At 34.6% G+C, this 7,557-nt stretch carries 11 protein-coding genes; 1 reads left to right on the forward strand and 10 read right to left on the reverse strand.

What is annotated here, in order from left to right; genetic code table 11:
• Positions 1-41: 41 nt before the first annotated feature.
• A complete protein-coding gene (locus tag E7480_08305) occupies positions 42-227 on the reverse strand; it encodes a hypothetical protein (protein MBE6904591.1) in 186 nt (61 codons plus the stop codon).
• A gap of 157 nt (positions 228-384) precedes the next feature.
• Positions 385-801, reverse strand: a complete 417-nt coding sequence (locus E7480_08310; GenBank protein ID MBE6904592.1) for a hypothetical protein — start codon at positions 799-801, stop codon at positions 385-387.
• A 161-nt stretch (positions 802-962) separates the two neighbouring features.
• Between E7480_08310 and E7480_08315 the strand changes: the two genes are divergently transcribed.
• Positions 963-1,241: a helix-turn-helix transcriptional regulator gene (locus tag E7480_08315; GenBank protein ID MBE6904593.1), complete on the forward strand. Its 279-nt coding sequence runs from the start codon at positions 963-965 to the stop codon at positions 1,239-1,241.
• A 564-nt stretch (positions 1,242-1,805) separates the two neighbouring features.
• Here E7480_08315 and E7480_08320 read toward each other — a convergent pair.
• The 8 genes from E7480_08320 to E7480_08355 all read right to left on the reverse strand — a co-directional run bounded on the left by E7480_08320 (position 1,806) and on the right by E7480_08355 (position 7,213).
• Entirely contained in the window at positions 1,806-1,976 is a 171-nt protein-coding gene (locus tag E7480_08320) for a transcriptional regulator (protein ID MBE6904594.1), read from the reverse strand.
• Between the two features lies 1 nt (position 1,977).
• Positions 1,978-2,313, reverse strand: coding sequence for a hypothetical protein (locus E7480_08325; GenBank protein MBE6904595.1), 336 nt, complete (start codon positions 2,311-2,313; stop codon positions 1,978-1,980).
• Between the two features lie 481 nt (positions 2,314-2,794).
• Entirely contained in the window at positions 2,795-3,025 is a 231-nt protein-coding gene (locus E7480_08330) for a hypothetical protein (GenBank protein ID MBE6904596.1), read from the reverse strand.
• Between the two features lie 413 nt (positions 3,026-3,438).
• Positions 3,439-4,392 carry a hypothetical protein gene (locus E7480_08335; protein MBE6904597.1) on the reverse strand — a complete coding sequence of 318 codons (954 nt, stop codon included), beginning with the start codon at positions 4,390-4,392 and terminating at the stop codon, positions 3,439-3,441.
• A 118-nt stretch (positions 4,393-4,510) separates the two neighbouring features.
• Positions 4,511-5,356 (reverse strand): hypothetical protein, encoded by an 846-nt coding sequence (locus E7480_08340; GenBank protein MBE6904598.1) that lies wholly within the window; start codon positions 5,354-5,356, stop codon positions 4,511-4,513.
• 6 nt (positions 5,357-5,362) lie between these two features.
• Positions 5,363-5,626, reverse strand: a complete 264-nt coding sequence (locus E7480_08345; protein MBE6904599.1) for a hypothetical protein — start codon at positions 5,624-5,626, stop codon at positions 5,363-5,365.
• Positions 5,626-6,726 (reverse strand): hypothetical protein, encoded by a 1,101-nt coding sequence (locus E7480_08350; protein ID MBE6904600.1) that lies wholly within the window; start codon positions 6,724-6,726, stop codon positions 5,626-5,628. The genes E7480_08345 and E7480_08350 overlap by 1 nt, the downstream gene beginning before the upstream one ends.
• A 1-nt stretch (position 6,727) precedes the next feature.
• Positions 6,728-7,213 carry a hypothetical protein gene (locus E7480_08355; GenBank protein MBE6904601.1) on the reverse strand — a complete coding sequence of 162 codons (486 nt, stop codon included), beginning with the start codon at positions 7,211-7,213 and terminating at the stop codon, positions 6,728-6,730.
• Positions 7,214-7,557: the final 344 nt, after the last annotated feature.

Raw genomic sequence — 7,557 nt, forward strand, 5'->3', positions numbered from 1 at the left:
GTGATGCCGTTCCAAGCTGTACTATCCATTATTACACCTCCTTAAAAGAATAATTTGAATAATTTGTATACTATAACAACAACAAAAACAAGAAGCCCAAATTGAATAGCAGAAACACCCAATTCAAAAAAATGGTTGGCGGTGTCTACGTCAATACCGAGAGTTGTAATAGTAGTTGTTGTTGTCTCAGTAACTAAAGTTGTGACCTCGGAAGTAAGGGCTTCCACATTTACTCACTCTCCCCTACTTCCAATTTGTCAGAAGATTTATTTTCTATCTGCTTTTCGTTCTTCTTCTTGAACGAATAGTAAATAGTCTGCGGAATATCAAAAAGGAAAAGACCGCCAATAATGGCTAAAATCCAAATAAAAACTGACATATCCATTATTTAGCACCCTCTTTCTTATTCTCGGAGCGTTTTTCTTCAACGATTTCTGACATACTCTTTAAAGGAGTTTCGGGAGCTTCAAGAGGAAGCCCCCTTTCGTTGTATGTATCAATTGGGTAAAAATCAAACCCGTTAAATACAGGTTTACCCTTGATAACTGTAAATTTAGGCTCAAAGAAAAGCCCGAAACAGCTGTCTAACATAGAATTAATAGCTTCATCATTCTGAACACAGCCGAGCATTTTTGCGACGTCCTCAGCTTTTACTTTAAATTCGCAGAAGTCAAAGCCGAATAAGTTGTTGCGTTCTTCATTGGTTATGCACTTAATAATGCGGTTGTTGTAGGCGAGCTTTTCGCCCTTTTCGGTTGTGAATTCGCCCTTTGAAACTTCAAAGCCTATCAGTTTAAACATAATATTCTCCTTACCCTTTCGGCATTGGGTCAGCCGTATTTTTTTATCCATTTATTGGATTGATTACATTTTATCATATCTGATTACAAAATGCAATACTAAAATATTACAAAATGTCATCAACTTTTTTGTGAAATATGATAAAATGTAATTAGAAATAAATGAAAGGGGGTGCAAAAAATATGTATAAAGAGGGTTTCGCAAGTAAATTAAAAAAAGCAAGAGAAAAAACAGGGTTTACACAAAGAGAGGTTGAAGCGGAAACAGGCATAAAACAAAGTAGATTAGCAGGATATGAAATCGGAAGAACTCAGCCAGATATTGAAACTATTGGAATACTTGCAGATTTTTATGAAATAGACGTTAACTGGCTATTGGGTACTAAAGGCAGACCAAGCGAAAGTAATTATCAGAATATTGTTGACAGAATAAGACGATAAAAGCAAAACACCTCATTAAATGCATTTAAAGGGCATTTTTTGAGGTGTTATTTTTATGAGTATAGGTACACGGGGTATATATGCAGAAGCGAAAAAACAGGGGCTACAGTCAAAACAGAGGGGAAAGCGTTTGCATAGTTGTTCACAAGAGTTCACGGCAAACGCTTGCTGTTGGGTTCTTGTCGGTTTATTTTCCGCTTATATTATCTGTAAATTCCCTGTTTACAGGGTATCTCTTCTTTCCCCTTGTTTAGCAAGTATACCATAAATCTATATCATAGTAAAGCCACTTCAAAAATTTTTTGCCCTCCGAAAGCTGGGGGCAAAAATTTTTCGAAGCTTCGGCTTGACAATGATATATCTTTATGTTATTTTGCTAATACAAGGGCGAAAGGAGAGATATAACTTGACGTTATAGCGGAGCATTATTTTTTTTTGGGGGCTTCTTTTAGGGTTTTAGGGGGGAATTTAAGAGATAATAACACTGAAAATACCGACCACGATTTAAAAATAACTGTGTTTTGACAAGAAAAAGCCCCTGTTTTAATAACAAGGGCTATAAAATTATATTAAATTTTCTTTTTTTAGTTTATATTCAATGAGATTAAGTAAATATAAAGGGCAATTTGACTTTTTTTCTTCCCAATTCTCAATATTACGTTTAGGAATACTAAAATATTCTGCAAAAGCTTGCTGAGTCATTCCTGTGAGAGTACGAAGCTCTTTTATATTCATCTTATTCGACCTCTTCCAACTCTTCAACCATTTCTGCAAAATCATAATCGCCTGTTGGCTCATATTCTCCAGTATACTCATTCAATTCCTGTTCTTCAATATAGTACACGTCAGCATCAAAGATACTTACAGCTGTCTTATACTCGTTGACTGTACATCTATACTTTTCAAGCTCTTTCTTAGCTTCTTTGTAATTATCGAATTCAGCAATGACAGTGAAGCTTCCATTCTGCAAACCGTTTGAAACATATGCATCTATAATACTCTCATACCCCTTTACATAACGCTTGCTAAACTCACTACTTTCATTAAAAATAACATATCTCATAGTATTCATATAATTCTCCATTCTGGTTTTAACGACTTTTCCGTGTCCTTTACTGTAATTATATTATATCACCAATTTGGTGATATGTCAAGTACTTTTAAAAAAAATCCCCGAAATTTTTTCGGGGATAAATTTACAACCTATCTTGCATTTGGTGCAACTTTGTCTCTCTGCTTCTCTGTTTTATTATAGCAGAGTTTAAGTAATTTTGCAACACTACAAACTTTGAAAAATAAGCTTTACAGCTTGATATATAACCGAGCCGACAAAGGCATATATTGCATATTTACTTAGATTTTTCATCAATATAAACACTCCTTTTATCACTATTTATTAAACAAATGCCCATATCAAGAGCCGTATCATATACATAATAATAACACAAGCTACAATCTGAATAACATAAACAATTTTTGCAATTCATATCACAAACATCTTGATTATTTTCATTATCACACTCAAAATATCTACAAGGCATTTATATCACTCCTTAAGAATTATAGTCTTTAAGCATTTCTTTTTTATTTAACTTATGACCGCAAAACGGGCAGAAATCAGGAAAATTATCTTCTTTCATAATAGTACTACAATTCATCAATAAATTTCCCTTTTCTCTTTTTAAATCTAAATTCAGAGTACCAAGAAACTGATAACAAGAACTACAACGATAATTAAATTCTATTATTTGTTCACCATGGTAAAAAAGTTCATTTTTGTACATTTATATCACTCCTAAATCATCAAGAATACAATACATAATAATTAACCATACAGGAATTAAAAGAAGCAACATTATTTTTTACTCCTTTCCTTACGCTTTTTTCCGTAGCACTTTTTATAAAAGTTTGCCATAGCTTTATTATATTTTTGTTGCTTCCTATCCGATAAAATTGCATATATAATATTACAACTACTTTTTTCAAACATTTATATCACTCCTTTAAAAAATCAAGCTTATTGATATTCTTTTCTTTATCCATTTGCAATATCAATACAATATCGCTCGATATCTCCCGAAACATATTCAGACGTTCAATAGCTGTTGACAGCTCTATACAATCTACCGTATCGACTCGCCTGTATCGTAGATTAGTTTGTAACTGCGATACTTCATTTTCAAGCCTGTTCCGAAGATTAATAAAGTAGCTGTATATCATTGCAACTTCTGTTTTTTTCATTTTCATCACCGCTTATAAATACGTATTTAAAAGAATTACGCTCGATACTATCAATACTGTCATAATCAACTGTATCATATGTAATTTGTGGCTTCTTTAAAGCCCTGTTATGCCAAAAGAATTTACCGAAAATCTTTTTACAGTCTTTCGTGATATACTTTGTAATATAGAAAGCTGTATTTATTCGTTCTCCGACAAGCTTCACAGCAGTACTAAAGCCAAATCGCCAGTTGGCAAGGTTATAAACAGTTCTGCCGTCAGACAATCCAAGCTTGTAAGCTCGTTCATCAGAAACAGGCTTGTTATATCCCTTATACAACTTAGTCCCACTATCAACAAGCTTAAGCTTGTCAGAAGCTTTAAAAAGACCGTGAAAATGAATATTACCCGATTTATGAAGTTCAGCTATTAAGATATACTGCATATCATACCGAATAACCATATTTTTAAGCCATTTCTGAACAGGCTTTAAAAGTGCTTTAGGCTCTTTGCTGTCGAGCTTTTCGGGATTAATAGTCACGGTAAAGAAGTATTCAAAATCATTATTCAAGACATAATCAAAAATACTATCTTTAGCACGCTTAACGCTATCATCACGGACAATTTTTTCACCGGTAGCCTTTTCAAAAAGTTTATCAGCTTCGGCTTGTCTCTTATCCTCAGCTTTACGCCATTCGTGCCAGTCCTCAGCTGACATATTCTGATGTGCTTCAAGATATTCAAGCAAATCATTAGTTTTTTGTACTCGCTCTTCATAACGTGCAAGCTCATTTTGTTGTTGTGCTTCGGTAATGTTAAAAGGGTCCTTAAATATCGACTCACGGCAAATAATAGAATTAGTTGTACCGTCTGAATAGTGCTTTGTTTTTCGATTTGTATAAGCTAAAGCTTCACTTTTACGCTTAATCATTTTTATCACCTACTGTTGCATTTGCAACATTCTCTTGTTTTTTGAGTCCTTTTTGTGGCTATAATCAAGTAATAGCCACTGCGGAGCTTTGCAGAACTCCGAGCGGTACCGCGAGCGGTCACCGCTTCGGAGTATCTGCAACAGCTACCGCTATTGTGTTATCACTCCGCATTTGTTCAGAGTTTTCCTTGAAACCACTTTCACGAAGCGTACAAATTGTTTTATAGCTATCAAACATTCCTCGCAATTCTTCATCGTGAACGAAGAAAAAGAAGTTTCTTAGCTTACGCTCTTTTAAAGTTCCGTCCTCGTTCAGAATTGGCTTGAAAACTCGCACGAACGTAATACAGCCGAAAACAGTAAAAGGGTAATACATCAAATACGTATTTTCTCTAATAGGCTTTGCAACTCTTGTAAAAATCTGTGACGTAGCAAGAATACATCGTCTAACTTTACGCTGTTGCGTGATAATCGTGAGCATATCAGGCGGAAAGTTTTTAGAAGCATTTGAACTAAACCAATTCTGTATTTCATCTATACAGTCGATTTCACCATAAATACCATTAGTATCTAAAGTAAGTTCTTCCCAACTCGTTAAAGCGTAATCCTGCATAGTACAGCTAAAGTTACTGCGTACTTTTACACGGGGGTAAATAGTCTTATACTTTCTTACAAGATAAGCCATTAAAGTAGTTTTACCGCTCCCCTGTTCACCACAAAGTAAATGCATACCATATTCTTTAAAAGTGTTAGGGTCAATAGTAAGTCTATCGTGTGCGTACTGTTTCGGAAAATCTATAAACAATCTTTTCAAAACGTTAGGCACTTTATAACGCTGTGTTTCATTCTTTATAGGCTTTATTCCCTTTAATCTGTAATAAATAGTGAAGAAAAAGACCATAAAAACGAACGGAGCAACGGCACAACAGCACACGAAAATTATTTTATAAATAAAATTCATCATAGCTTATTATCTCCCCATAGACGGAATAAACGATTTTATGCGGAGTATCAAAGCCCAAATAGTAGTAAAATGGTCGAGCACTGCGGAAAAAATGAGAATAGTTAATAAACCCTGTATAGGGAAAATATAAGCAACATTTGAAATAAACCCAAATAACCCGTTAAAGACATCTTCGGGGATTTCCAGAGTTCCGACCACAGGCAAAGAAAGCAAGCTAAACAACCCATAAACAGGGGCTATAATAATTGAAATAATAACATCTGTAATCATTAGTTTGTACCTCCACTTGAAACACCATTGATAATATCGGGTAAACGTTTTTGAACTTTACGTATAAAAAAATACCACGCTATAGCTAAAGTAAGATTTTTTATAAGATTTCGGTAAGGCTCTATCATTTCCCAATTAATAAATTGAATTTTTCCACTACCCCAATTTAAACCTTTTTTTCCACTGAAATCTACTGAAGCATCGGGAGGGCTATCATCGAAATCATAGTCGATAATAAAATCTCCAATTTCTAAAATCTGAAAAACAAATTCAAACTTTTCGTGCAACAAGTTAATTAAATCTTCAAAAAGGTTATCAGAGGGAACAAAGAGAAATTCAAGACCATTTAAAAGATTTTCGGCAAGAGTAGTAAAAAAACCGCCTATAGCTTCGGCAATCTTAGCAGGAAGATTAATAATATTCGTGACAACTGTCTTAATATTATCTAGAATACTGTTGCTGACTTCAAGCTGTTCTTCATCAACAGGTTTTGTAGTTGGTGGATCAGTTGGTTCTGTAGGCTCAGGGTGTGTTATATATTCACCGCAAACGACTTTACAAGCCCAATACTTAAGAATACCTGTTCCAACCTCGAAATTGCTTGAGGTAAACCAGATATTATTTTCAGCTTGACCAAAGTTAACAATTTTATTAGTGTTTGTATTAAAGGTAAAATAAACACCATTTCTATAACTTGCACCCCAGTTAGTATACTGATAGTAAGAATTAGAAACGTTATCTGTTAATAGGAAATATTCCATAGACTCAAAATAAAATCCACCATTAGTAGAAGATAAAGTAACAATACCGTTAGAACCCTCAACAACAGAAAATTCGATATCCTCAGAGAAAAAATAACCACCAATAACAATTTTTTTATAACTATCAAAAGTTTCTTCTTCACGAGCAATGACAATATATTCGCCGTTCAGATTATCTGTATTACCTTGAACTTTTTCCAATAAAAAATCAGCTGACCATTCAAGCAACTCATCTTCACCATATCCTACAATAGTACTTGCAGAAGCCGAAAGCACCGAAGCAAAGCAGAGAGAGCAAGCAATACAAAACGCAAGGATTAAGGATAAAAAACGTTTCATATTAAGCCCCCTTTACAAGACCAGTAAAGAAGCTCCAAGCCTTACGGAAACCGAAGTATAAAAAAACAACAGCACCAACAACAGAAACAACAGGCAGAACGCTATTTTTTAAACTTGTAAGAATAACAGAACTGCTTAGACTATCGTTCATAACTTCATTGCGATTATAGCCCGAATAAAAGTATAAACCGCCTGTATCGGTGCTAATATCATAAGACGAATAAAGCAAAGAAACGCTATCAGAATTACATACAGGATAAGAAGCTGAAGCACCCATTCCACCGCTTGAAACATATTCCCAAGACTCCGCACCGCTCTTACAACGATAATAACCGAATGTAGCGGATAAAGTATCTTCATTTTCTCCGACAGTTACAGACTTTTCATCGAAATAAAGATTGTAGTAACTGTTATTGCTATCAAACGTAATACAATATGTTTCTATTCCCTGTGGAGCTTCGGGAATAGTATTTTTAAATACACCCATAAGAAAACCACCTTTCTATAAAAAATTAAGGGACAGAATAACTGTCCCTTTTTAGTGATACAGTCCTTAACCGCCGTATCAGAGATATTACGCACCTGCAATAGCTGAACGCAGGAAGCTCCAAGCCTTACGGAAACCAAGAAAAGCGATTACCGCAGGGGCTACAATAGGAATAAGGCTCTCAATTTCGTCAAAAACTGCAAGCATAGTTTCGGAAGTGATGCCGTTCCAAGCTGTACTATCCATTATTACACCTCCTTAAAAGAATAATTTGAATAATTTGTATACTATAACAACAACAAAAACAAGAAGCCCAAATTGAATAGCAGAAACACCCAATTCAA

Source organism: Oscillospiraceae bacterium, from assembly GCA_015067255.1.
In the GTDB taxonomy this organism is placed as follows: domain Bacteria; phylum Bacillota; class Clostridia; order Oscillospirales; family SIG519; genus SIG519.